The organism is Novosphingobium sp. (genome assembly GCF_032093395.1).
In the GTDB taxonomy this organism is placed as follows: Bacteria; Pseudomonadota; Alphaproteobacteria; order Sphingomonadales; family Sphingomonadaceae; genus Novosphingobium.
In genome coordinates, this window is record NZ_DAMDBA010000006.1 from 39,031 (window position 1) to 64,077 (window position 25,047).

The following is a 25,047-nucleotide window of genomic DNA, read 5'->3' on the forward strand; positions in this document are numbered from 1 at the left end:
CAGTGCTGGCGCACCCCACGATCCGACATGACGCGGACGTGGTTTACATGGGAGGGGATATCCAATGCGATCCAACCGTATTTCCGTTCGTGCCGTTCTCCTGAGCGCAGCCGCGCTCTCGGGCTTTGCCGCGCCTGCCGCCTTCGCGCAGGAAACTGCCGCCGACACGACAGTCGCCGATCCGGCACCCCAAAGCGATGAACCTTCGGCCGGCGACATCATCGTCACCGGCATCCGCGCCTCGCTTCAGAGCGCCACCAACGCCAAGCGCGACGCCGTGACCTTCGGGGATTCGATCTTCGCCGAAGACATCGGCAAGCTGCCCGCCACCAACCTTGCCGAAACGCTGAACCGCATGCCCGGCGTGCGCCTCAACCGCGACATCAACGGCGAAGGCACGCAGGTGGCCATTCGCGGCCTCGGCCCCAGCTTCACCCGCGTGCTGCTGAACGGCTCGCAGCTTCAGGTGGCGTCTGACGGCGGCACCAACGGCGGCAGCGCCAACCGCGAAGTCGATCTGGACTTCTTCCCGTCCGAACTCTTCACCCGCCTCGACCTTGCCAAGAGCCCGACGCCGTCCACCCTCGAAGGCGGCATCGCCGGCACCGTCAACTTGCGCAACGCCCGTCCCTTCGACAAGGAAGGCACCCACATCACGGCCGTGGCGCAGGGCCAGTACACCGACAGCAACGGCAAGATCAGCCCGCGCGGCGCGCTCGTCGCCAGCCACACGACCGACACCTTCGGCATTCTCGTCGGCGTGGCCGGCGTGAAGACCAAGACCCGCGTCGACGGCTTCGAGACCGTGGGCTGGGGCGACGGCAGCCTGGGCGCCGGCGATGCCGGCAACAACAACTGGAACTGGGCCTCGGTCGTCCCGGCCAATGCCGGTCACGGCCTCGTTCCCGGCCAGCCGGTGGATGTCGTCGCCACCTCGGGCCTGACGCGCAGCCAGCTGAGCACCGCGCTGCTGCCGCGCCTCGGTCGCAACAGCCTGACCACGGGCGACCGTTCGCGCATCTCGGCGCTGGCCTCGCTCGAATGGCGTCCCAGCGACGAGCTGCACTTCGCCCTCGACGGTATCTGGGCGAAGTCCAAGCGCAACTACGACAAGATCAACATGAACTGGCAGGTCCGCAATTCGGGCCCCGGCACCGGCGCCCAGGCGACCGGCGGCATGATCCCGATCGACCTCACCGTGGATGACAACGGCGTTGTCACCAGCGGCACCTTCGCCAACTCGTCGTTCTTCCTCGAAGCCAGCCAGTTCAAGCAGACCACCAAGTTCTGGAACATCAATCCCAGCCTGACCTGGCAGCCGTCCGATACCGTGAAGGTGGAAGCCAGCGCCAACTGGTCCAAGAGCAGCTTCTTCCGCGAACAGCCAACGTTCGCGTTCCAGACCCCGCCGAATTCGGGCGTGGACGTCTACTATGACAATACCGGCGCGGCGAACCGTCCGCTGATCACCACCAACGTTGATCTCAACGATCCGAATCTCGGCTGGCAGTGGTATCGCCAGAACATCCAGCTCGTGCGTCGCAGCACCGAGACCAAGGGTGCCCACCTCGACACCACGATCGGCGACGATCAGTTCAGCATCAAGATCGGCGGCGCCTATGACCGGGCCCAGCGCTCGATCCGCGCCTATGACAACAGCACCGCCTACCAGCTTTCGGTCTGCGGCACGGGCTGCACCGGCGCCACCGGCACGGTGCCGACCACCGCTATCGCGCAGTACCTGAAGCAGTTCCCGGTCGACAACTTCGGCCATCTGGCCAGCGGAAGCGTCGGCTACAACGCCTTCGTCGTGCCTGACTTCGATGCGCTGAAGGCCGCCACCAACTATGCCAGCTATCGCGACAGCGCGCCGGAAGCACGCGGCGCGGTGACCGGCGGCGCCACCGGCGACATGGACGAGACGGTCTGGGGTGCCTACTTCGAACTGAACGGCGTAACCCAGCTGTTCGGCCGTGACCTGCACGCCAATGCCGGCATGCGCTATGCCCACACTCGTCAGGTCGTCGTCGGGCCAAGCCAGGTCGGCACCACGATCATCGATATCAGCTCGAAGTCGAACTACGACAACTTCCTGCCCTCGATCAACCTGACCTACGACCTGATGGACAACGTCAAGATCCGTGCCTCGGCGTCGCGGACCATGACCCGTCCGGACGCGGGCCAGATCCTGCCGGGCATCACCTTCTCCGATCCTTCGGCGCTGGTGGCGACCGCAGGCAACCCGGACCTGACGCCCTACACCTCGGACAACTACGATATCGGCGGTGAAATCTACACCGGCGGCATCGGTTACGTCGGTGTCTCGGCCTTCATGAAGAACATCCAGGGCTTCACCGAAACCCAGGTGACCAGCGCCAGCTTCGGTTCGCTGAACATTCCGTTCGACAGCCTGATCTCCACCCAGCAGGATGCCCTGCGCAATCGCGCGGCGGCCACCGGCGTGGCGATCGCCGACCTGCCGATCACGGTGAACCGCCCGATCAACCTGTCCGACCTCAAGATCAAGGGTCTGGAAGTCACCTGGGTGCAGCCGCTCGACTTCCTGTTCCGGGGCCTGGGCTTCTCGGCCAACGGCACCTACCTGAAGCAGTCGTCGTCCTCGGGCCTCGTCGCCACCGGCGTTTCGCCTTATTCGTACAACCTCCAGGGCTTCTACGAAAACGGCGGCCTGTCGGTCAGCCTGAACTACGTCTGGAACGACAAGTCGATCGCCGTGAACGGTCCGCAGAACAACATCCCCGGCGCCGCGCTGCGCTCGGATGCCCGTGGCCAGCTGGACATGTCGGCCGGCTATCAGCTGCCGTTCCTCGACAAGGCCGTGCGCCTGACGCTCGACGTGCTGAACATCACCAACGAGCCGATCCGCACGACCTTCCAGTATTCGAACGCCGCCTACTCGGTCTACTATCCGGGCCGCCAGGTGCTGCTGGGCCTGCGCGCGAACTTCTGATCGCGTTCGATATTTCGTTCTTGTCAGGGATCTCCTCCTCCCTGAAACCTTCGAGCCGGCGGCCTTCGGTCGCCGGCTCTTTTCTTTTTTGAGGGTTGTGCGATGCCGCCGAAGTTCCGCCACTTTGCCCTGACTGCCGCCGCGCTGCTCGCGACATCGCCGACAATGCCCGCGCTGGCGGCGTCCTGCCCCTGGGTCGCGGCCTGGGGTTCGTCGCAGATGGAGCCCGGCGCCGACAATGCGCTGCCGGCGGAGGCACGGCGCGATGTGACGCTGCGCCAGATCGTGCGGCCGTCGATCGGGGGCAGCGGGTTGCGGGTGCGGTTTTCCAACGCCTTCGGAGACGTCCCCCTGGTGATCGAAGCCGCGACGCTGGCGCGGGCTGTGCAGCCGGGCAGCGCCGCCGTGAACGCGGGGTCGGTCACGCGTCTGAGCTTTTCCGGCAAGCGCCGCGTCACGATCCCGCCCGGCGCCGACTGGCTCTCCGATCCGATCGACCTGCCGCTAAGGGCCTTCGACGACCTTGCGATCTCGATCCACCTCGCAGCCGTGCCCGGCCGCCAGACCTCCCATCCGGGATCGCGGGCAACCTCCTACTGGCTGGCGGGCGATCATGTGGCCGATGCTGACCTGCCCGCCGCCGCCAAAGTAGACCACTGGTACATGCTCTCCGGCATCGAGGCGCGCGCCTGCGGCGGCGGCGCGGTCGTGGCGCTCGGCGATTCCATCACCGATGGGCGCGGCACCACCACCAACGGCAACGATCGCTGGACGGACGTGCTCGCGCGGCGGCTAGGTGGCAAGCGGGCGGTGATCAACCAGGGCATCGGCGGGAACCGGGTCTTGCTCGACGGTCTCGGCCCCAACGCCATGGCCCGGCTCGATCGCGACGTTCTGGCGCTTCCGGGCGTTACCCACCTGATCCTGTTGGAAGGCATCAACGACCTGGGCAATCTCACGCGTCTCCAGCCGGTCAGCGCCGGGGAACATGCGGCCATGGTCGAACAGATCACCGGCGCCTATGCGCAGATCGTGGCGCGCGCCCATGCCCGCGGGATCAAGGTCCACGGCGCGACGCTGCTGCCCTATATGGGGACGGAGTATTATCATCCCGACGCGGCCAACGAAGCGGACCGGCAGGCGATCAACGCCTGGATCCGCGAGCCGGGCCACTTCGACGGCGTGATCGATTTCGACAAGGTCATGCGCGACCCCGCCCGGCCGGACAGGCTCAATCCGGCCTATGACGTGGGCGATGCGCTGCATCCCAACCCGGCCGGGTACAAGGCCATGGGCGAGGCAATTCCGCTGGAGCTGCTGCGGTAAGCGGATGAACGTCGTCCCGGACCTGATCCGGGACCGCTGGCAATTCTTTAGGCGAGAGATTGCGTGACAGCGCCCCGTCGCAACGTGGGCCGTTCACTGCCAGCGGTCCCGGATCAGGTCCGGGACGACGTTCAGGAAGGGCAGACCTCATCCCCCGGTTTCGTGAGCGGAGTCGTTCGCAGCAAGGCCGGTGAAGGGCCGGGCCTTGCCGGGTCGGTCGAGGCGTAGAACCTGTCCCGCTGGGCCTCTTCCAGGGGAATGAACCGGAAGCCCATCTCGCGATAGAGCGCCAGCAGCCGTGGCAGCATTCGCGCCCCGAAGGCGCCGACGTGAAGCAGCAGGACATAAGGCACGTCCCGTCCGAAGCGGCTTTGGGACGCGGCCCGAGCGGCCTTGGCATCGCTGCGCGCAGCGTCGAGATAGCGGGCCTCCAGATCGGCGATCGCCGCTGCGTTCCCCTGGGCCGAGCAGCGCGCATAGGGCGCGTTCCAGGCCCAGTCGTCGAACGAGAGGCTGACCGCGGCGATGCGATAGCCTCGCTCTGCCAGGGCCTTGCGAACGCTGTCGCGCACGGCAGGATCGCGTCCTTCGGCCAGGAAGGGATAGCGCAGTAGCCGTTTCATCCCGTCCGGGCCGAGCACGGCCTGGTTGCGGTCGATCTCCGCGACGAACTGCGCTGGACCGACCTTGTCGAGATTGAGGTGGTCGTAACCGTGATTGCCGAAAGGCAGCCTGGCCGCCCGCCAGTGCGCGAGCACGGTGCCGAGTTCGCCGGGCTTGCCCTTCCCGGCGTTGACGAAGCCGAACGCCGGCGCCCGCTCCTGCTTCAGCGACGCCACGATGGCGTCGATTACCGATACCGGCGATTCACCCGCCGGATATGGCGGGTGTGCGGGCAGGTCGTCGAACGTCAGCGCCATTTGCGGAGCAGGAGCCGCGAGAGCAGGAAACGGGATGGCGGCCAGAAGCGCCGCGACAAGCAGACCAGCGTGCCTTTTCGCCATCCCGCCTGTCCTTAGCGTACGAAGGGATCGATGGTCTTGATCGTGCCGTCTTCGTTGTAGTGCAGTTCGGTCACCTTCACGTTGCGCAGGCGTGTCTGGCCGGAGAGCTGGCTGTCGGCGTAGAACAGCCACCACTTGCCGTCCTTCTCGACGATCGAGTGGTGCGTGGTCCAGCCTTCCACCGGCTCCAGGATGCGGCCCTTATAGGTGAAGGGACCGTAGGGAGAATCGCCGATGCCATAGGCGAGGTAGTGCGTGTCGCCGGTCGAGTAGCTGAAGTAGTACTTGCCGTTGTACTTGTGCATCCACGAGCCCTCGAAGAAGCGACGGTCATGGTCGCCGCCGAGCAGGAGCTTGCCCTTTTCGTCCACGATCTTCACTTCGCGCGGGGCCTCGGCGAATTCCAGCATGTCGCCGTTCATGCGGGCCACGCGCGGGAGCAGGGCGGGCTTGTCGTCGGCCTGGAGATCGGTCTTGGAACCGTTGGGATCGTACTTGCCGTTTATGTTGCGCTGGAGCTGGCCGCCCCAGATGCCGCCGAAGTACATGTAGCTCTGGCCGTCGTCGTCGGTGAAGACGGCGGGGTCCATCGAATAGCTGCCCTTGATCGGCTGCGGCTGCGGCTTGAACGGACCCATGGGATCCTTGGACGTGGCCACGCCGATGCGGAAGGCGCCCTGCTTGTCCTTGGCCGGGAAGTAGAAATAATACGTGCCGTTCTTGAAGGCCGCGTCGGGCGCCCACATCTGCTTGGAGGCCCAGGGCACCTGGCTCACGTCCAGCGCCACCGGTCCGATGGTGACCTTGCCACCAACCTTGTCCATCGACAGGACATGGTAGTCGCGCATCTCGAAGTGGCTGCCCAGGTCGTCTTCCGCCGTGGGGCCGTCGATGTCGTGGCTGTTGTAGATGTAGAACTTGTCGTTCCACACATGGGCGGACGGGTCGGCGGTGTAGATTTCGCTGACCAGCGGCTGCGACAGGTACTTCTTGCCGGACGCATCCGCCTTCGTGGCCCCCGCCTGTGTGACATCGGCCGAAGCGGTGGCCTCGGGCGCGCCGCCCGTGCCGTTGCAGGCCGTGATCAGGCCGCAGAAAGCGGTTGCCGCAAGGGCTGCGTGGATTCGCCTAGACACATCGATCTCCCGGTGGGTTTACTCTTCTATTTTGAAAGATAGCGCTAACATTTAACGAGGGCAACCGCGAATGGTGTTGCCTCTCGGCGGAGAGTGGTAGCATGCCCATCGCCGGGCTGGTGAGTTTACCGTAGCGAAACTCGAACTATCGTAATTGCCATTGCCGGGACCGCGCCAAGCTGGCACGGGCAGGTCGAGGGCAATGAACATGACGATCCTGCAAGACATCGAGAAACTCGTCGCGCGACTGGCGCCGGAGCCGGTCTGTGACGATTGCATCACGCAGCGGCTGGGCCTCAGCGTGCTTCATCATGCGGATGTCCAGACCCGCGAACTGGTGGGAACCAACGGCTTCGTGCGCAGCAAGGAGGCATGCAGCCTCTGCGGCGAGACCAAGCTGGTGATTCGCCGCCACTGAGGGGGTGGGGGCGGAATTGGCCCCATCTGACCTATGCGTCTTTCCCAAACGTCATCCTGAACTCGGTTCAGGATCCATCGTGCCATATCGATACCGCTTCGTGCGGGGCGGAATGGATCCTGAACCAAGTTCAGGATGACGGATCGCCATTTCGCAACCGTCTCCGGTAGCACCCAAATCAACAGCAGCGCCCGCCGTTCTTGCCGCCGTATCGCGCCTCCTGCCGATCCCTGAAGAACGCCTTGCGATCCATCACCGGGCGCTCCGGGTGATTCGCGGCCATGTGCCGGACATAGTCGTCATAGTCCGGCACGCCGACCATCAGCCGGGCCATGCGGCGCAAGGTCCGCAGCAGGCTCACGCCACCACCGCAGCGGCTGGAATCTCGTGAACGGTCGGCACGGCGCTGCGGCGCGAGGCCATGCAGGTACGCCAGGTATAGACCATCAATGACAGGACCACGGCCAGGAACACCGCCACCAGCGCGGCGTCCACGCGGTCGTTGAACACGATGCGCTCCATCTGCTCCATCGACTTGGCCGGCGCCAGCAGTTCGCCCCGTTCCAGCGCGGCGGAAAACTTCGCGCCATGCGCCAGGAAGCCCACGGTGGGATCGGCGGAGAACAGCTTCAGCCAGCCCGCCGAGATCGTGCAGACCAACAGCCATGCGGTCGGCACCAGCGTGACCCAGGCGTAGCGGTCACGCTTCATGCGGAACAGCACGGCCGTCGCCAGCATCAAGGCTATGGCGGCGAGCATCTGGTTCGATATCCCGAACACCGGCCAGAGCGTGTTCACCCCGCCCAGCGGGTCGGTGACGCCCTGATGCAGGAAGAAGCCCCAGGCCGCCACGCAGAGCGCCGTTGCGATCAGGCCGGGAATCTGGCTCCGGCTGTCGTTGAGGCTGGGCACGGCAAGGGCCATCAGGTCCTGCAACATGAAGCGGCCCGCGCGGGTGCCCGCGTCAACGGCGGTAAGGATGAACAAGGCCTCGAACAGGATCGCGAAATGGTACCAGAACGCCTTCATCGCCGGTCCGCCGACGACGTGCGAGAAGATCTCGGCCATGGCCACGGCCAGCGTCGGGGCGCCGCCCGCGCGTGAGATAATGGTGTGTTCTCCCACGTCGCGTGCGGTCTGGGCGATGGTCTCGGGCGAGATGGCAAAGCCCATCGCGGTCACCGCCTGCGACGCGCTGGCGGCATCCGTGCCGATCAGCGCGGCGGGGCTGTTCATGGTGAAATAGATGCCCGGGTCGAGGATCGAGGCGCCCACCAGTGCCATGATCGCCACGAAGGCCTCCATCAGCATGGCGCCGTAGCCGATCAGCGGGGCGTCGCTCTCGCTGGCGATCAGCTTGGGCGTGGTGCCGCTGGCGATCAGGGCGTGAAAGCCGGATACTGCCCCGCAGGCGATGGTGATGAACAGGAACGGGAACAGCCCGCCCGAGAACACCGGCCCGCCGCCGCTCACGAAGTCGGTCAGCGCGGGCATCCGCAGCGGCGGGGCCATGATGACGATGCCGATGGCCAGCGCGGCGATGGCGCCGATCTTGAGGAACGTCGAAAGATAGTCGCGCGGCGCCAGCAGCAACCAGACCGGCAGGACCGAGGCGACCGCGCCGTAGCCGATCAGGATCCAGCAGAGCTGCACCGGCGTAAAGGTGAACAGCGGCCCCCATACCGGCGACTGGGCGATGGCCTGGCCGTAGACGATGGCGGCAAGCAGGCCGACGAGGCCGAGGATGGAAACTTCCCCGATCCGGCCTGGCCGGATCCAGCGGGTATAGGCGCCCATCACCATCGCCAGCGGCACAGTGGCGGCCACGGTGAACATGCCCCAGGGACTCTCCGCCAGCGCCTTGACGACGATCAGTGCCAGCACTGCCAGGATGATCACCATGATCATGAAGGCGCCGAACAGGGCGATGGTCCCTGCCGTCTGGCCCATTTCCATGCGGATCAGTTCGCCCAGCGAACGCCCGTCGCGCCGCATCGAGATGAACAGGACCATGAAGTCCTGCACCGCGCCTGCCAGCACCACGCCGCCGATGATCCAGAGCGTGCCGGGCAGGTAGCCCATCTGCGCCGCTAGCACCGGTCCCACCAGCGGCCCCGCGCCGGCAATGGCGGCGAAGTGGTGCCCGAACAGCACTGTGCGATCGGTGGCGACATAGTCCAGTCCGTCGGCGCGGCGGATGGCCGGGGTGGGCCGCGAGGGGTCCAGCTTCATCACGTGGCGGGCGATGAACAGCGCGTAGTAGCGGTAGGCGACCAGGAAGCAGCAGACCGCAGCCACCACGATCCACAACGCGTTCACGGCCTCCCCTCGGGAAACCGCGACGACCGTCAGTGAAATGGCGCCGATCAGGCCGGTGACAAGCCAGGGCAAGTGGCGGATCATGGTGCTCTCTCTCTCCTTCGGTGCGCGGCGTTTCGTCCGTGCATAAGGCGTTGGGCGGATGAAGGAACCCGAAAACTTCCGTCGTCCCGGACCTGATCCGGGACGACGAGGGCTTTTTGACGAGGGTTCTTGGCTGAATAGTGTGACAGGCAACCAAAGATCGTTGGCGAACGTTCCTTTGCGTGGCACCAAGGCACTCCGCTCGATACGACACCGAATATGCTGCATTTCTAACGCGTTGCCTTACCGCTATCTCTCTTGGGGAAATGAAGCCTTGCGTGGCTGGATACTGTTTCATCGGGAACTCGATCCCGCGAATTCCGAAGTCCCCGAGGTGCTTCGTTTCCAGGAAGCGGCCACCGCCATGGGAATCGAGCTGCTGGTGCTGCATCCCCACAAGTTCGATCTGGTGGTGGGTGCCGAGGAGGACTGGAGCACGACCTATCAGGGCCGCCTCGTCGAGCGTCCCGATTTCGTAATATGTCGCACCGGCGCGGAAACGGACTACTTCACGCTCGCCGTGCTGCGCCACCTGGAACGGCGCGGCGTGCGGCTGGTCAATGGCCCGACCACTATCGAACAGGTGGCCGACAAGCTGCACACCCTGCAAACCCTGAACCGCGCGGGTCTGCCGATCCCGCGCACCATCCTCGGCAGCTTCCCCATCGACGTGGACCTGGTGGAGCGCGAACTCGGCTTCCCGGTCATCGTCAAGACGCTGAAGGGCACGCGCGGCGCAGGCGTGCTCAAGTGCGAGGACCGCAACCAGTTCGAGGATCTCGCCGGCCTGCTGGAAAGCGCCGATGCCCAGGCGGACTTCATCCTCCAGCACTATGTCCGCGCCAGCCACGGCCGCGACGTGCGCGTGCTGGTGGTGGGCGGGCGCGTGATCGCGGCGATGGAGCGGCGCTCGCTGACCGGGGGCTTCAAGTCCAACGTCTCGCTGGGCGGCGTTGGCATCGCCTATAATCCGCCACCGGAAATGGCCGAACTGGCCGTCCAGGCGGCCGACGTGCTGGAACTGGACGTCACCGGCATCGACATTCTCTTCGACGAGGAAGGCTATCGCATCTGCGAGGCGAACTCGGCTCCCGGCTTCCAGGGGTTGGAGCGCGCGACCGGGTACGACGTGCCTTCGGCCATTCTCGAATGGGTGGTGGCGACCCAGCAGGAAGCCGCCCCCGTGGTGCCCCCCGCTGCCGAGAGCAATGCGCTGGCGGACCTGGCCTTCGGCGGTCGCGCCGGTCTCAGGGTACTCAGCGACCGCAACCCCGAATATCGCCGCTTTGCCAGCGCCGTGGGCCTGCGGATGGTCGGGGCCGGGCTGGGCTGCCTGGCCCATGCCAGCCTCCCGCCCATGCTGGTGGACCGCAAGAGCCGGGTCGGCCGGGGGCTCAGGACGCTGTTCGACGGCCGGGTGAATGCCGATCTTTCGGCTCTCGACGACCAGGAGCAGGAAAGGACGCTGATGATCGTGTTGGTGGCGGCGATCTGGGCGGCGGTGTTGCCCTGGCTGGCGGGAGCGGCCGTGGTGCCCAGCGCGGTGCTCTCCGTGCTCGCCCTCTGTTTCCCGCTGCTGTTCATGACGACGGCCCCGGCGGGGCGGATCGGCCGATCGGCGTCTTCCCTGCTCCGGAAGGCGGGCGGATGATCGACAGCTTGCCCTTTTCGTGGAGCGCCATTCCGTGGCTGGACCTGGCGCCCTTCATCATCGCCGGCTTCTTCGCGCAGCTGGTGGATAGCGGCCTGGGCATGGGCTTCGGCGTGCTGGCCAATTCATTGCTGGTGCTGCTGGGCCTGCCCCCCGGCGTCGCCTCGGCGGTGACGCACCGGGTGGAAGGCTTCACCAGCGGCGCCTCGGGGATCTGCCATGCCTTGCAGCGCAATGTCGACTGGCCGCTTTTCGCGCGGCTGGTGATTCCGGGCATCGCCGGCGGCCTACTCGGCGTCTGGGTGCTCACGAGCGTCAGCATGACGGTGCTGCGTCCGGCGGTGCTGGTCTATCTCGCTGCCGTGGGGCTCTACCTGATCTGGCGCGGGCCAAGGCGGCCTCAGGCTTATCGCCGGATGAAGCTGGTAGGGCCGCTCGGCCTCATCGCCGGATTTCTCGACGCCTCGGGCGGCGGCTGGGGGCCGATGGTCACCGGCAACCTGATGGCGCAGGGGATGACCCCGCGCATGGCGATCGGCACGGCCAATGCGGCGGAGTTCTTCGTCACCGTCACCGTGCTTACCGCGTTCATCGGTCGGCTGGGGCTGCATTCCTTCACGCTCGCCGCGTCGGGCCTGCTCGTCGGGGGAATAGTCGCCACCCCGTTCGGCGCGCTGTTCACGCGCCGGATATCGCCGCGCCGGCTGATGGAACTGACGGGCGCCATTCTCGTGGCGCTGAGTCTGGGCGGGCTGGTCTCGCTGATGTTCTCCCCGATTCCCCTGTTCGCCCGCCTCTAGAAGCAGCTGGGGCAGGCTCTGTTCTCAGAGATTACAGGGGCTTGTCGTCGAAGCGAGCGCGGAATGGGCCGGCCGAACGGCGCCGAACTGGCCAAGCGGGCGATGGTCGGCTATGAGCGCCCGATCGTCGGCTCAATTCTGCGCGTCGACGACTGAGAGACCGACGGGCTCCCGCAAACAGGAGCCTGTTCATGGAACTCTGCACGCCTTTTCCGATTCTCCTCTCGCGGGCCGGGCGCGCGGGAGGCTGTCGGCCGTGGCCTGACCCGGTCGGCATGCCTGCGAAGATCAGACCTACCGGCCCCCGAATTTCGAGATGACCTGCATGAACGCCAAAACCCAAGCCCATCCCGCACCGCCCACTCGTATCCAGGAAAACGTGCTGGCGCGGCGCGAACGCCAGCTCCTGACATGGCTCTGCGCCCGCATGCCGCGCTGGGTGACGCCGGACCTGCTGACCGCAACCGGTCTGGTCGGCGCTTTCATGACCTTCGGCGGCTACGCGGCGAGCAACCTGTCGGCGCACTGGCTGTGGCTGGCCATGGCCGGCTATGTGGTGCAATGGTTTGGCGATTCGATGGACGGCAGCCTGGCCCGCTTCCGCAAGATCGAACGGCCGTCCTATGGCTATTTCATAGATCACAGCTGTGACGGTTTGACGACGGCGCTGATCGTCTGGGGGATCGGGACCAGCCCCTACGTCACCATGGACGTCGCCATGGTTGCACTCGTCGGCTATCTGCTGCTGTCGATCCACGCCTACCTTGCCGCGCGGGTGCTGGGCGAGTTCAAGCTTTCCTACCTTCAGGCCGGGCCTACCGAACTGCGCTTCATGCTGATCGCCCTCACCGCGATGATGATGGTGCTGGGGTCGGGACGCGGCCTGTTCGGGGCGATTTCCGGTTTCGACGTCTTCGTGGGCTCCGTCGGCGCCATCCTGATGGTGCTGTTCGTCGTACAGACGCTGGTCACCGGCAAGCGTCTGGCAGGCGCCGCGCGCTGACGTAATTATGTTGCGCGAATGGGGGCTGTAAACTGGCGTCGATTGCCCTAAGGGCAGCCGCTGAATGGAAGCGGTTCGCGGGTGCCAGGTGTCGGTTGAAATTTTCGGTGGGATGAGACTTTGCAGCACGGGCGCGGAGCGCCTGCGATGAACGTCTACCGCAAGAACGCACGGGTGCTGACAGCCAGCCTGGTCGGCACCGCCGTGGAGTTCTACGACTTCTACATCTACGCCACGGCTGCGGCGCTGGTGTTCGGGCCGCTGTTCTTCCCGGCGGAATCGGCGTCGGTCCAGCGGCTTGCCGCCTACGCCAGCTTCGCGATCGCGTTTATCGCGCGGCCGGTTGGCGCCACCCTGTTCGGCCATTTCGGGGATCGCGTTGGGCGCAAATCCACCTTGGTCGCCTCGCTGCTGCTGATGGGCGGCGCCACCGTGATCATCGGCCTGCTGCCGACTTACGAGAGCATCGGCTGGCTGGCCCCGCTGCTGCTGTGCCTCATGCGCTTTTCACAGGGCCTTGGCCTTGGCGGCGAGTGGGGCGGCGCGGCGCTGCTGGCGGTGGAGAACGCGCCGCCGGGCTGGCGCGCGCGTTTCGGCATGTTCCCACAACTCGGCGCCCCGGTCGGCTTCCTGGCCGCCAACGGCCTGTTCCTGATCTTCAGCATGACCCTGACCGACGCCCAGTTCCTGGCCTGGGGCTGGCGCATTCCGTTCCTGCTGAGTTCGGTGCTGGTCGGGCTGGGCCTGTGGATCCGCCTGAAGCTGACGGAAACGCCCGCTTTCGAGGCCGTGCTGGAAGAAGCGCCGCCGAAGTCGATCCCGATCGTCGAGCTGTTCGCAACCCATTTGCGCCAGACGCTGGCAGGCACTTTCGCGGTGATCGCCTGCTTCGCGATCTATTATCTCACCACCACTTTCGCGCTCGGCTATGGCACCCAGACACTGGGCTACGACCGCCAGAGCTTCCTGGGCGTGCAGCTTTTCGCGATCCTGTTCATGGCGCTGGGCATCGTGCTGGCAGGCTATGCGGCAGACCGCTGGACCTCGCGCGGGGTGCTGATCGCAGGGTGCATCGGCGCGGTGGCGGTGGGCCTCCTGATGGGGCCGATGTTCGCGGCCGGATCGCTCTCGGCCATCGCCGGGTTCCTGTGCCTCGGCCTGTTCACGATGGGCTTCGTCTACGGCCCGATCGCCTCGCTCCTGCCGCAGCTGTTCGATGCACGCGTGCGCTACACAGGCTCGTCGATCGCCTTCAACGTCGGCGGCATCTTCGGCGGCGGCTTCGCTCCGGCGATCGCCCAGACGCTGGCGGACGAGGGCGGCGTGCTTTACGTCGGCGCCTATATCTCGGTGGCGGCAGTGCTCAGCTTGATCGGACTACTGTCTATCCGGCGCGATACCGAGGCTACCTTCGCCTGATCCGCGCTTCCCTTTCCCCCCATTGACCGCCACGCTCCAAGGTATAGAGCATGGTGGAACAATTGGAGTCTCGTCCCGCAAAGTGGGCCTGACTTGGGAAAGACAGAAACATGGCAGCACTTCGCGACGACAAGCCCGAAGTCGAGGTCAAGGGCACGCAGACGCTCATGCGCGCGCTCGACATCATGGATGAAGTGATCGGCGGCCCCATCCGCGCCGCCGATCTCGCCCGTAAGCTGGGCATGAGCAAGACCACCGCGCACCGGCTGGTCCAGGCGTTGAAATCGCGCGGCTATCTCTCGGTGACGAGCGAAGGCTTCGGCCTCGGGCCCAAGCTGCTCGAACTGGGCGTCATGGCCACCGAACAGATCGACTACGTACGCGTGGCCCGGCCGTTCATGGAGAAGCTGTCGGACCAGACCGGCTTCTGCGTGTTCGTGGGAAAGCGCGAGGGCGACTGGTCCCGCCACCTCGACCGCGTGACCGGCCGCCAGCGGCTGCGCGTGGCCACCGCGCCCGGCGACCGGCGCCCGATCGCGGAAACCGGCCTGGGCAAGGCGCTACTGCTCGACGAGGACGAGACCGTCTGGGAAGAACTCTACCGCGACGCCGTGGGCGGCAAGGTTTCGGCCAAGGCCGTGAAGGAATACGTGGCGCTGATGCGCGAGCACAAGGCGCGGGGCTATGTGCTGCACGATAGCGAATTGGGTGACGGCGTCCGTTCGCTGGCCGTGCCGATCCGCGATGCGCGGCGGCAGATCTGCATCGCCATCTCGATCGCCAGCGCCGCGCATTACCTGACCGACGACATCGTCGAGGGTCTGGTGGCGGCCATCGTGGCGACGGCCGGGGAAATCAGCGAAGCCGTGGGTTATCGCGCGCCGCGGGTGTAGAAATTCTCGTCGTCCCGGACCTGATCCGGGACCGCTGGCCTCGCTTCACCCAGCTTTCGGCTGGGTGCCTTTACCGCACGCTATCGCCTAAAGAATTGCCAGCGGTCCCGGATCGAGTCCGGGACGACGCGGGTTCGTCCTCCACCAGTGGATTGCGGCCCCAGAGCTGGTCGTAGCGCCAGCCTGAAAGGTCTTCCACCACGGCTTGCGCTTCCGGGCTGGACGGCGTGCGCGCGCCGGAACGCAAGTGCTCGATCTCGCGCATCAGCACTTCGTGCGTGCGGGGCGAGAGCCGGAAGCGGAGCGAGACGACGATGCCGAAGGCCAGCATGGTCACGGTGCCGATGCCGAGCAGCAGGGCGATCGTGCGGATCGCGCCGTCCGATTGTTGCGCGGCGCCCGAGACGAAGCCGCCCGCCTGCATCACGAAGCCCACGCCCGCGACGGCCGCGGCCTGGGTGGCCTTGCGCACGAAGGTCATGACCCCGGCGAAGGCGCCCTCGCGGCGGCGGCCGGTGACGATCTCGTCCACGTCCGCCATGTAGTTGTAGGTCGCCCAGGGAATGTAGTTCAGCGCGCCGCGTCCGAGACCCGCCAGTACGATGGGCAGCCAGATCATGTGGCTGCCTGATTCGATTCCGGCCAGCCACAGGCCGATCAGGCTCAGCGCACCGGCACCGAAGCTGGCGGCGGCGATCTGGTAGGCGCGGCTGGGCGAGGCGCGCAGGGCCAGGTTGATGGCGACGATCACCGCCACGAACTGGACGATGTACATCGTGCCGAGCAGACCCGAGGCGACCGCCGTGGTTCCCGCCAGCGCGAAGATCACGAAGAAGGTGAAGGCCGCGTTGAACACGTCCTGGCTGATGTAGCCGCCGAGGTACATGCCCAAGTGCAGGCGGAAGGCGCGGATGCGCATGGTCGAGAAGAGATTGCGGTAGAGCGCCTTGAGCGCCTCCAGCGGGCCTGCCGAGTGACGCCGTTCCTGGGGTAGGGGCGTGCCGCCCAAATGTCCCTGGGGCCCATGTCGTTCCCAGCTGAACAGGTAGAGCATGGCGGCTGTCACCATGAACAGCGCGGCAAAGATCAGGCCCATGTAGAAGAAGGTATCGGCGCTGTCGCGCCCCAGCGCTTCGATCAGCCACAGTGGCAGGAAGCCCGCGAGGATCGCGGAGGCCTGCCCGAACAGGATGCGCGATCCGGCGAACTTGGCCTTGGTGCGATAGTCGCTCGACATCTCGGCGGCGAGTGTCTCGAAGGGGATGATCTCCATCGCGTAGACAAGCTCGAACAGTACGTAGCTGGCGAGGTAGTACCAGAAGGTCTGGCCCGGCAGCCACATCAGCGCGAAGCTGGGCAGCAAGGGAATGGCGGCGAGGATGAAGAAGCGTCGCCGCCCGAATCGGCGGCCAAGCGCGGTGCTGCCGAAGTGGTCGGAGATATAGCCGATCATCGGTGAGGCAAAGGCGTCCAGCACGCGCGCGACGGCGAAGATGGTTGCCGCCTGGGCCGCCGAAAGCCCGCAGAACTGCGTATAGAAGATCAGCACCCAGCCGGAGATGACCGCCATCGATCCGGCGCCGAGCACATCGTTCGAGCCATAGGCGAGGTAGTTTCGGAGGCGCACGGGACGCGCGGCCGTCATCTGGCTTTCGGGCACTACAGGATCCTTCACCGTCTTGTTCTTATTCGCGGCCCGCCTTCGTGGGCGCGCCGATTGATCTGGTTTTATGTCGGAGTAATCGGCTTGTCAGCAGGCAGGAAACGAATGGCCTCGATCATCACGGCAGGATCGCCGGATTCGAGCGATATCTCGTGGCTACCGGCATCGAGCAGGGTGGGAAGCGCGTGCGAGATGCGGTTGTCGAGCACGGCCAGGGCCCAGGCGCGGTCGCCGGTACGGCGCGGCACTTCCAAGGCGTGGCGTTTCCCATCGATCATTACCGTCAGCCGCAGGCTCTCGCCGTTATCGGCGGGATAGCTCGGCAGGAGGTCCACGACTGCGCGCCACTGTCCGGCGGGCAGCACGATCGAAGCGCGCGCCCTGGCGGCGGTTGCGCCGGCACCGAGAAGCGCGCCGTGGCGGCCCATCCCGTCGATCAGGCGCCAGCCCTTGCCGCGCGCGAACCGGTCGGGACGCAGCAGGGGGAGCGTGGCGGCGGGGGCATTGGTGGGGGAGGGGGCGGGCCCAATAGCAGGCAGGTCGGGAATGGAGGCCAGGGCGGGCATCACCGGAAGAGCCTGCCTGAAGCTGCGCCACTGGCCGTCCGCCGGTTCCACCGCCATGATCCCGCGCCATTTTCCGGCGGCGATGTCGCGGTTGAAGCGGATGGTCAGTGCGGCGAGCGTCTCGTTGGCTTCGGCCGCGATGCGGGCGCGGCGCCAGCTTTCCGCAGGATCGGCATCGCGTAGGGCATCGTGCGCCTCGGCCGCGAAAAAGCGCCGGTTTGCGGCCGTCGAGGCGGAAACCGGATAGTCCAGCAGTTCGAAGAAGGCGTCGGCTCGGTCTGCGGGAAGCGCGCGGCGCAGCGTGGCAAGTCGGCTTTCCATGGCGGCGAAACCGGCAAGGCGCTCGTCGGCTTCCGCGATGGAAAGTGGGCTGGCATGGGGCTTCTCTCCCGGCAGATACCACTGGAGATGCTCCGGGCGGCGAGCGAAGTTCAGTCGGTAATAGTCGTCGAGAATGGCCGCGGCAGCCTTGCCGGTGCCTTTGCCCAATGCGCTTTCGGCCCATTGTCCCATCCATGTCCCGACCGGCTGACTCCGTGTCCCCTCGATGTCCCAGGCCAGGCTGAGGAAGTAGTCGATCTGGAGTTCGGCGGGCTTGATGTCGCCGGCATTGGCGATCCACATCCGGCGCGCGCCATGATCCCAGGCGCGTCCCATTTCCTCGCGAATGAGAGCGGGCGGGGTGGTGGAGAGCCAGAGGTAGGAGAGCGGCGCCCCGAGGTATGAGAGATGGTAATAGACGCCGTTGCCGCCGGTGCGGGCGCGTTCGGTGGCATCGGGCAGGTGGCGGATGTAGCCGAAGTTGTCGTCGGTCCACATCAGCGTCACGTCGTCGGGCACCTTCAGCCCGGCGCGGTAGATGTCGAGCACTTCCTTGTAGGGCGTGAAGACTTGCGGCGCGCCTGAAATCCCTGCTTCGCCGAGCATCGCGCGCTGATCGGCGAAGACCTGTTCCAGCGTCCGGCGGCGTTCCTCGTCGGTCCTGGGGCCGACCATGCCGCTATCGTGAATGCCGCGCAGGCCGAGCGTCCAGATCGTCTCTCTGGCAGCGTTGCTCTTCACCCTTCCCCGCCAGTAATCGCCTATGCCGTCGCGATTGGTCAGGTAGTTGAAGTCGTCCGCCTTGCCGGTCCATTCGCCCACGTTGTTGCGCAGCATGGGTTCGGCATGGCTGGTGCCCATGACGACGCCGTAGCGCTCGGCCAGGGCGGCATGGGCGGGATCGGCATTGAAGGCGCGGCTGGCCTTGTGCATCGCCGGCCAGAGCGTGTTCCCCTTGAGCCGGAGGAGGAGATCGAAGACTTTCGTGTAGGTCTTGGGACCGGGGGCAGCTTCGCCGGGGAATTTGCCCTGCGCCCAGGGAATCAGGCCCCAGTCCTCGTCGTTGATGAAAATCCCGCGATACTTGACCGAAGGTGGGCCGAACCGCTGCGCCTTGGGGGAGACGTAGAGCGCCTGATGTCGTTCCGGGGGGACGTCCGCCCACCAGTGCCAGGGCGAGACGCCGATCGCGCGGGACAGTTCGTAAGCGCCGTAAGCCGTGCCGCGCCGGTCGCTGCCGATCACCATCAGAGCCTGCTTCACGCCGGGGGCCGGGTTGGAGACGGGCAGGATCAGGAAGCTTTCCCAGGCGCCGCGCAGTTTCGCCGCGTCGATCCTGCCTGTCGCGACCAGGCGGTCGATTGCGGGATTGCGGCCCAGGGTGCCGATCCAGACCTGCGCGTCCGATCCGGCTGTCGCGCCGGTGACCGAGGCAAGGTCGCTGCGCAAGTCCTGGGCGGCGATGCGGACGAGTTCGTGATCCCCGGCCGCGGTCACGACTTGCGCGGCGCGGCCATCCTTCGCAAGAACGAAGTCGCCCCGCACGGGTTCGAAATGGACGAATGGAGGAGCGGCCGCCCGCGCCGGATGGGCGAGCGCCAGGCCCGCCACTACCGAAAGGCCCTCCACTATCGCAAGGAAAGCCGCTCCGCGCATCGTCAGATATAGGTCCGCAGGAACTCGGCCAGCGCGCAGATGGCAAGGCTCTGGCCATAGGGCATGGAGGTGAGCGCGATGTCCTTGTAGAACTGGAGCGTGTCGCCCATCGCCGTGCCGAAGCTGACCTGCTGAAGCTCGCCCGTCTCGTCGATATTGGCCAGCACGCCGCGCACCGCCTTGATGCCCACCGCCTCGTATTCGCGCGGTAGGTAGCCCTTCCGCACGGCCTTGAGGATGCCATAGGCGAAGCCCGCCGTGGCGGAGGCTTCAAGGTAGCTGGTCGGATCGTCGATCAGGGTGTGCCACAGGCCGGTTTCCGCGTCCTGCGTGGCGGCGAGCGTGCGCACTTGCGCGGCCAGCGTATCGATCAGGAACGAGCGGAAGGCGTCGCCCGGCTGGAGATCGAGCAGTTCGATGATCTCCGGGATCGCGATCGTCACCCAGCAGTTGCCGCGCGCCCAGAGCGCTTCGGCGAAGTTGTGGCGGTCGGTGAAGTCCCAGCCGTGGAACCACAGCCCGGTCTTCTTGTCCGCCAAATACTTGATGTGAATCAGGAACTGGCGCTTGGCTTCCTCGATATACTGGGGGCGGTCCAGCAGCAGGCCGATCTTGGCCAGCGGCAGCACGCTCATCATTAGCGTATCGTCCCAGAGTTCGCCCGGATTCTCGTCGTTGTAGACGATGTGCTGGAAGCCGCCTTCCTCGGTCTTGGGCAGGCCATCCGGCGCCATCAGCCATTCGGCCCAGGTGTCGAGATAGGGGATATAGCTGGGATCGCCGTCGAGTTCGTAGAGATAGGCCAGCGTGATGAAGGGGGCGACCGTGTTGATGTTCTTGGTGGGCGTGCCTTCGGCGAAGCGGTCCTCGAACCACTGGCGGATGATGTTCAGCGCCTTCTCGTCGCCGGTCTGCTCGAAATAGCGCCACATGCCGAACAGCCCGATGCCGTGGGTCCATTCCCAGCCGGCCCAGCCCTTGGTGTCGATCACCCGGCCGTCTTCGAGGCGCAGCAGGAATTCGCCGGTCTCGTCCTTGATGTTGACGAGGTTGTGCATGAGCAGGTCGATCGCCGCGGTGACCTGCTGGCGGGGGATGTCATGGGTAAGAGCGGCCACTCAAGTTCTCCTGTGGGCGGTGCAGCGGCAGAGTGTGCGATGGGTCATTTCAGGACTCCGTAATCGCGCGCCATCTGGCGATAGAGTTGCAGGAAGGCGGGATCGGCATCGTACCGGCCGCCGTGGTCTTCGGATTTCGGAGTGCCGGGAGCGGGCTCCGAAGAGGGTGTCGCGCCGGGTGCTTCGGCGGAATTGAGGCCCTGCGAGAGCAGGTCCGGGCGCGGGCCTTCGCCGGCGCTCTTGCCGTCCTTCAGGAAGATCGCTTCCTGATGGCGCGTCGGTTCCCAGATGTAGCTGCCCCAGCCGTTCGGGTGGGCATGGACAAGGTCGTTGAGGTAGCGCTTGCGCGACGAATATTCGATCGCGAAGAAGCCCTTGTCCGGGTAGCGACGGCTGAATTCCGCGAACGTCCGCTCCCAGTCGCCCTGGGCGGCCTGCTGGTAGCAGGAGAAGCCGAGCGCATCGAAATCCACGTCGCGCGCAATCAGGCTGTCGGTCCAGTGCCGGACGATCGGCCAGTGGCGGCCGAGGTGGTTGTGCAGCGCGATCGGCGTTCCGGGAAGCTGCGCGCGGGTGGCGGCGATGCCCGCCTTCAGCAACGCGGCGAACCGGTCGTAGCCGCCTGCGCCGGAGACATTCATATGTTCCCTGTCGGTCACCGGATTGCCGGTGGCGATGGTCAGCGGCACGCGGCCATCGGGCCAGAGCATGCCAAACGTCGTCTCGTTCCCCAGGATCGCCAGATCGGGCGCGACGCCTGCCGCCTTCATCGCGGCGAACGTCTCGTCGGTATGGCGGTGGACGGCTTCGACCAGCTTGGTGAAAGGCAGTTCGGCCCAGGCCGCGGGCTTGTCCTGATGCTGAGGGTCGGCCCAGGTGTCGGAATAGTGGAGGGTAAGCGAGAGATGAAAGCCGGCCGCCTTGATCCGTCGCGCGAAATCGATCGTGCGCGGCAGGTCGCACCAGGGGCCGCCGGGCTTGCCCTTCGAATAGCCGTTTGCGGGATCGACGAAGAGGCGCAGCTTGATCGCGTTGAACCCGGCGTCACGGAAGATCGCGAGCACGTCCTTGCGGTTGCCGTCTTCGTAATAGGTGGCCCCTGCGGCTTCGTCCTCGGGAATCCAGGAGACGTCCGCGCCGATCAGGTAGGGCCACGGACGTGTACCCTTCCTGGGGGCGGCGCTCACCGCGCCCGGCAGCGCGGCAAGGCAGAGCGCCCCGGCGCCTGCTACGCCCAACTGGCGCCGGGTGAGCGTGCCGCCCGTCACTTCAACTGGTCCGGGCGGACGGGTGCGCTGACCGTCTGCACGGGGATGCCGCCCCGCACATTGCGCAAGGTGACGAGCTTGACCGCCTCCAGCGCATCGCCCGGCGCTCCGTCGCTGGTAACGGCGAGGGCGACGTGGTTGGTGCCGCGATGGTTGAGGATGCCCTCGGGGATCGGGAACACGCGCTGCGGGCCGACATGGGCCACGAACTGGCCCATGTTCCAGCCGTTTACGAAGATCAGCACGCGATACTTCGCCACCGAGCGGGGACTTTCGGTGTCGCCGAAAGCCAGAGCTATGGTCGCGTCCTGTCCTTTGGGTGCCGCAAGGTCGAAGGCGGTGCGATACCAGGTGGTGCCGGGCTCGGCGCTGGTGGCGGGCACGGTTGCGGCCGTCCACTTGCGGTCGTCGAAGCCGGGCAAATGCCAGCCCATGCGCTCGCCATGGAGGCCGCCGTTGTTGGCGATGCCGCGCACCGGGTCGGCCAGATCCTCGCCGCCGCGCTTGCCCTGGATCTTCCACGCGATCGGCACCGCGAAGCTGCGCCCGCCCGGCTGCGAGATCGAGGCGGAGATCAGCCCGCGCGCTTCCTTGTGGAAGTCGTCGGCATCGAGATCCCAGTTGTGGCCGTTGTTGCGCACGATGACCGAGAGCACATGGCTGCCGCTTGCCTGCGCTTCGGGCGGCAGGTCGAGAGTGACGGTGCCGGTGGTGATCGGGCGCGGGATGCCGCCGGGCGTCTCGGCCTGGCCGATGAACTTGCCGTCCAGCCAGGCCTGCACGAGGCCGGAACCACCGGCGCCATAGAACAGGGAAACGGTCTTCGCGCCCGCGGTGCCGTCGAAACGGCCGCGATACCAGACGTCGCCCTCGTGGAAGCCATAGGCGTCCATACCGAGGTTCGGCTGGCCATCGGGGCGCTGGGTGATGCTGGCGTTGGGGCGATTGCCGCCCACGGCCTGCCAAGCGCTGTCGTCGAACTTGGGATCGGCCTCGGGCGAGCCCTTGGCCATGCGCCAGCCGGTGAGCGCGGGAAGCGCGATCGGCGCGGGGCCGGGCAGGGAGGTGGTGGAATTCATGCCGCCCGCGACGGACGCCTTGGTAGCAACACGCGCGCCGTTCCAGGTCAGCGAGCGGACGATGGCGGGTGCCCAGACCTCGATCGCGCCCGGCTGGGCGATGTCGCCGGTGAGGGCCAGGCCACCGCTTTTCAGGGCCGCGCTGCGCACCAGTTCGGGGCCGCGCACCAGCACGGTTCCGGCCGCGGTCTGCGCGCGCGTGTAATGCGCGCCTTCGGCCTCGTCGGCCAGGATCAGGATAAGGTCGCCGCGTCCTCCGCCGCTCACGCGCAGCACCGAGCGGCCCTTGTGCGTGTAGGTGAGTTTCAGGTCGCCTTTCGCCGCATCGAAGGCGCTCGTCGCCGCGCCTTCCAGCACTTCGACTTTCGGCGCGGAGGTGTAGCGCAGCACCGTCTCGCCGGTTTCCCCGGCGCGGCCGTAAAGCAGCAGCAGGTCGGCATCCCCGGTCTTCGAGGCCGATTGCAATTCGGAGGTCGAGTAGACCAGCCGCTGCCCGCCCAGATTCACGCCGGCGACCAGCCACTTGGCGTCGAAGCCATTGAGCCGCATCGGGAATGTGTAGCGGCCGTCCGGCAATGCGGCGGTGACGGTGAAGCTGTCGTCGGTCTGCCCGTTGGACGGCTTGTGCGTTACCATCAGGAAGCGCGCGTCGGTTTCCAGGCTCTTGTTATGGTAGACCTGGATATTGGGGGAGGAGATTTCGGGCGTGCCTGCCGGGATCATGCCCGCAAGGTCCGGCACGGAAGCGATCAGCCCGCCCAGTTGCTTCATCTCCATCGCCTTTTCGCGAAGCCCTCGCGCTTCGGAGATGGCCGCGCCATAGTCGTAGCTGGTGAAGACTACCGGGGCGGGCAGCCAGCCCCAGCTGGTGCCGCCATAGACCATGTAGAAGCTCTGGATGCCGATGCCGTTGGCCAGGTTGGTGCCGTAGAACACCCGCTGGAACCGCTTGCCGCGCTGGATCGCGTTGCACTCGTAGCTGCCGTTGGAGCCCCAATAGTCGAACCAGCCGCCGCCGAATTCCGCCAGGAAGCCGGGCGTCTTCGGCGAGGCGGACGCGCCGCCTTTCGCGCCGCCGGGGCCGTAGAAGCCCCAGTCCGGCGCGGCCACGCTGCGCGTCGGCTTGCCTTCCACGGTGCAGGTGCCGCCGGGGTAGCCGTCGAAGGCGTACATGTCGTTGGGGCCGTGGACGACTTTGTCCACGGAGGAACCTTCCGGCACCCAATAGCCGTTGCGGCCCTGGTCGTTATGGAAGATCGGCACGGTGATGCCGTCCGCGCGTGCCTTGGCGTAGAGGTGGTCCATGTAGCGGCGCTGGGCCGGGGTGGTCAGCGCCAGTTCGTTCTCGATCTGGTGGAGGATGACGGAGCCCTTATGGCCCTTGCCCCCACGACCTTCACCGTCGCCGTTGATCTGGTGGCGGGCGATGATCGCGTTGATCTGCGTCAGCCATTCGTCGGCGGCGGCCATGTATTCGGGATCGTCGGTGCGGGCGCGGCCCTTCTGGTTGACCAGCCAGCCCGGAAAGCCGCCGCGCGATACTTCCGCGTTCACGTAAGGCCCGGCGCGGGTCATGACCCATAGGCCTTCTTCCTCGGCCATGGTCAGCAGGCGGTCGAGATCGCGGATGCCGCTGAAGTCGTAGACCCCCTGCTTGGGCGAGTGGTAGCCCCAGTCGAAATAGAGCGCGACGGTGTTGAACCCGCTGGCCTTCATCTTCTGGAGGACATCGCGCCAGAGATCGGGGCTGGGCAGGCGGAAGGGGTGGAACTCGCCCGACCAGATCACCTGACGCTTGCCGTCGATCATCAGCGAGCGGGCATCGAACGAAACCCGGCCGAACGTCTGGACCGGGGCGGAAAGGTCAGCCGTGGGCTTCGCTTCCTGCGCCATGGCGGGCAGGGGTGCCGCTGTCAGCAGCAGGGCGGAGAGGAAAGCGCGCTTCATCGCGTCAATCCATGTGGAACAGGAGGGAGAGCGGCCATTCGACCGGACGGTTGCCCGGGTCCACTTCCATCAGCGGGGCCATATAGTCCCACCAGCGGCGCATGACCGGATGATCGGGCAGAGTGTCGCGCGTATTGTCGGGCAGCAGCCGCAATACCGCGAACAGGGCAAGGCTGTCTTCGTCAAGGAAGATGGAGTAATCGCGGATGCCCGCTTCGGTCAGCAGGGCGGAGAGTTCGGGCCAGATGGCGTCGTGACGGCGGCGGTATTCCTCCACCGTGCCGGGCTTCAACTGCATCCTGAAGGCGTGGATGGAACCCGTTCCACTATCCGGCACACCCAATCTCCCACCTGTTCCATTATATGGATATCAATACCGATATTTGGTAACTCGTCCACGAGGGC

The 25,047-nt window shown here is 66.2% G+C and carries 18 protein-coding genes; 8 read left to right on the forward strand and 10 right to left on the reverse strand.

The window, feature by feature from the left end; translation table 11 throughout:
* Positions 1-64: 64 nt before the first annotated feature.
* On the forward strand, positions 65-2,971 hold the full coding sequence (locus tag RT424_RS03710; RefSeq protein ID WP_313434619.1) for a TonB-dependent receptor: 2,907 nt from the start codon (positions 65-67) through the stop codon (positions 2,969-2,971).
* 102 nt (positions 2,972-3,073) lie between these two features.
* Entirely contained in the window at positions 3,074-4,297 is a 1,224-nt protein-coding gene (locus RT424_RS03715; RefSeq protein WP_409521436.1) for an SGNH/GDSL hydrolase family protein, read from the forward strand.
* A 131-nt stretch (positions 4,298-4,428) separates the two neighbouring features.
* On the opposite strand, the gene RT424_RS03720 is transcribed toward RT424_RS03715, so the two are convergent.
* Both RT424_RS03720 and RT424_RS03725 read right to left on the reverse strand, forming a co-directional pair.
* Complete coding sequence (locus tag RT424_RS03720; protein WP_313434620.1) at positions 4,429-5,301, reverse strand: polysaccharide deacetylase family protein; 873 nt, start codon at positions 5,299-5,301, stop codon at positions 4,429-4,431.
* A gap of 11 nt (positions 5,302-5,312) precedes the next feature.
* On the reverse strand, positions 5,313-6,386 hold the full coding sequence (locus RT424_RS03725; RefSeq protein ID WP_409521437.1) for a glycoside hydrolase family 43 protein: 1,074 nt from the start codon (positions 6,384-6,386) through the stop codon (positions 5,313-5,315).
* A 259-nt stretch (positions 6,387-6,645) separates the two neighbouring features.
* Between RT424_RS03725 and RT424_RS03730 the strand changes: the two genes are divergently transcribed.
* Positions 6,646-6,855 carry a hypothetical protein gene (locus tag RT424_RS03730; RefSeq protein WP_313434621.1) on the forward strand — a complete coding sequence of 70 codons (210 nt, stop codon included), beginning with the start codon at positions 6,646-6,648 and terminating at the stop codon, positions 6,853-6,855.
* A gap of 178 nt (positions 6,856-7,033) precedes the next feature.
* Here RT424_RS03730 and RT424_RS03735 read toward each other — a convergent pair whose 3' ends face one another.
* Positions 7,034-7,216 (reverse strand): YbdD/YjiX family protein, encoded by a 183-nt coding sequence (locus RT424_RS03735; RefSeq protein ID WP_313434622.1) that lies wholly within the window; start codon positions 7,214-7,216, stop codon positions 7,034-7,036.
* The gene (locus tag RT424_RS03740) at positions 7,213-9,258 is read right to left on the reverse strand and encodes a carbon starvation CstA family protein (RefSeq protein ID WP_313434623.1); all 2,046 of its coding nucleotides are present in this window, start codon (positions 9,256-9,258) and stop codon (positions 7,213-7,215) included. The genes RT424_RS03735 and RT424_RS03740 overlap by 4 nt, the downstream gene beginning before the upstream one ends.
* A gap of 274 nt (positions 9,259-9,532) precedes the next feature.
* Here RT424_RS03740 and RT424_RS03745 point away from each other — a divergent pair, with 274 nt between their 5' ends.
* The 5 genes from RT424_RS03745 (at position 9,533) to RT424_RS03765 (ending at position 15,024) form a co-directional block, all read left to right on the forward strand.
* Positions 9,533-10,909, forward strand: coding sequence for a RimK family alpha-L-glutamate ligase (locus RT424_RS03745; RefSeq protein ID WP_313434624.1), 1,377 nt, complete (start codon positions 9,533-9,535; stop codon positions 10,907-10,909).
* A complete protein-coding gene (locus RT424_RS03750) occupies positions 10,906-11,709 on the forward strand; it encodes a sulfite exporter TauE/SafE family protein (RefSeq protein ID WP_313434625.1) in 804 nt (267 codons plus the stop codon). The genes RT424_RS03745 and RT424_RS03750 overlap by 4 nt, the downstream gene beginning before the upstream one ends.
* Before the next feature lie 325 nt (positions 11,710-12,034).
* On the forward strand, positions 12,035-12,712 hold the full coding sequence (locus RT424_RS03755) for a CDP-alcohol phosphatidyltransferase family protein (RefSeq protein ID WP_313434626.1): 678 nt from the start codon (positions 12,035-12,037) through the stop codon (positions 12,710-12,712).
* A gap of 147 nt (positions 12,713-12,859) precedes the next feature.
* Positions 12,860-14,131, forward strand: a complete 1,272-nt coding sequence (locus RT424_RS03760) for an MFS transporter (protein WP_313434627.1) — start codon at positions 12,860-12,862, stop codon at positions 14,129-14,131.
* 110 nt (positions 14,132-14,241) lie between these two features.
* Positions 14,242-15,024 (forward strand): IclR family transcriptional regulator, encoded by a 783-nt coding sequence (locus RT424_RS03765; RefSeq protein ID WP_313434628.1) that lies wholly within the window; start codon positions 14,242-14,244, stop codon positions 15,022-15,024.
* Between the two features lie 70 nt (positions 15,025-15,094).
* On the opposite strand, the gene RT424_RS03770 is transcribed toward RT424_RS03765, so the two are convergent.
* The 6 genes from RT424_RS03770 to RT424_RS03795 form a co-directional block, all read right to left on the reverse strand.
* Entirely contained in the window at positions 15,095-16,669 is a 1,575-nt protein-coding gene (locus RT424_RS03770) for an MFS transporter (RefSeq protein WP_409521438.1), read from the reverse strand.
* An 83-nt stretch (positions 16,670-16,752) separates the two neighbouring features.
* Positions 16,753-19,230, reverse strand: coding sequence for a glycosyl hydrolase 115 family protein (locus tag RT424_RS03775; protein ID WP_313434630.1), 2,478 nt, complete (start codon positions 19,228-19,230; stop codon positions 16,753-16,755).
* A 2-nt stretch (positions 19,231-19,232) separates the two neighbouring features.
* Complete coding sequence (locus RT424_RS03780; protein ID WP_313434631.1) at positions 19,233-20,348, reverse strand: glycoside hydrolase family 88 protein; 1,116 nt, start codon at positions 20,346-20,348, stop codon at positions 19,233-19,235.
* A 44-nt stretch (positions 20,349-20,392) separates the two neighbouring features.
* The gene (locus RT424_RS03785; RefSeq protein ID WP_313434632.1) at positions 20,393-21,616 is read right to left on the reverse strand and encodes a glycosyl hydrolase 53 family protein; all 1,224 of its coding nucleotides are present in this window, start codon (positions 21,614-21,616) and stop codon (positions 20,393-20,395) included.
* The gene (locus tag RT424_RS03790; RefSeq protein ID WP_313434633.1) at positions 21,613-24,642 is read right to left on the reverse strand and encodes a beta-galactosidase; all 3,030 of its coding nucleotides are present in this window, start codon (positions 24,640-24,642) and stop codon (positions 21,613-21,615) included. The genes RT424_RS03785 and RT424_RS03790 overlap by 4 nt, the downstream gene beginning before the upstream one ends.
* A 4-nt stretch (positions 24,643-24,646) precedes the next feature.
* Positions 24,647-24,940, reverse strand: coding sequence for an L-rhamnose mutarotase (locus RT424_RS03795; protein ID WP_313434685.1), 294 nt, complete (start codon positions 24,938-24,940; stop codon positions 24,647-24,649).
* Between the last annotated feature and the right edge of the window lie 107 nt (positions 24,941-25,047).

Excerpts from the sequence above, each read along its gene's own strand:
- RT424_RS03710 (WP_313434619.1), top strand. The coding sequence starts at position 65 with ATGCGATCCAACCGTATTTCCGTTCGTGCCGTTCTCCTGAGCGCAGCC.
- RT424_RS03715 (WP_409521436.1), top strand. The coding sequence starts at position 3,074 with ATGCCGCCGAAGTTCCGCCACTTTGCCCTGACTGCCGCCGCGCTGCTC.
- RT424_RS03720 (WP_313434620.1), bottom strand. The coding sequence starts at position 5,301 with ATGGCGAAAAGGCACGCTGGTCTGCTTGTCGCGGCGCTTCTGGCCGCC.
- RT424_RS03730 (WP_313434621.1), top strand. The coding sequence starts at position 6,646 with ATGACGATCCTGCAAGACATCGAGAAACTCGTCGCGCGACTGGCGCCG.
- RT424_RS03740 (WP_313434623.1), bottom strand. The coding sequence starts at position 9,258 with ATGATCCGCCACTTGCCCTGGCTTGTCACCGGCCTGATCGGCGCCATT.
- RT424_RS03750 (WP_313434625.1), top strand. The coding sequence starts at position 10,906 with ATGATCGACAGCTTGCCCTTTTCGTGGAGCGCCATTCCGTGGCTGGAC.
- RT424_RS03755 (WP_313434626.1), top strand. The coding sequence starts at position 12,035 with ATGAACGCCAAAACCCAAGCCCATCCCGCACCGCCCACTCGTATCCAG.
- RT424_RS03760 (WP_313434627.1), top strand. The coding sequence starts at position 12,860 with ATGAACGTCTACCGCAAGAACGCACGGGTGCTGACAGCCAGCCTGGTC.
- RT424_RS03765 (WP_313434628.1), top strand. The coding sequence starts at position 14,242 with ATGGCAGCACTTCGCGACGACAAGCCCGAAGTCGAGGTCAAGGGCACG.
- RT424_RS03770 (WP_409521438.1), bottom strand. The coding sequence starts at position 16,669 with ATGACGGCCGCGCGTCCCGTGCGCCTCCGAAACTACCTCGCCTATGGC.
- RT424_RS03775 (WP_313434630.1), bottom strand. The coding sequence starts at position 19,230 with ATGCGCGGAGCGGCTTTCCTTGCGATAGTGGAGGGCCTTTCGGTAGTG.
- RT424_RS03790 (WP_313434633.1), bottom strand. The coding sequence starts at position 24,642 with ATGAAGCGCGCTTTCCTCTCCGCCCTGCTGCTGACAGCGGCACCCCTG.
- RT424_RS03795 (WP_313434685.1), bottom strand. The coding sequence starts at position 24,940 with ATGCAGTTGAAGCCCGGCACGGTGGAGGAATACCGCCGCCGTCACGAC.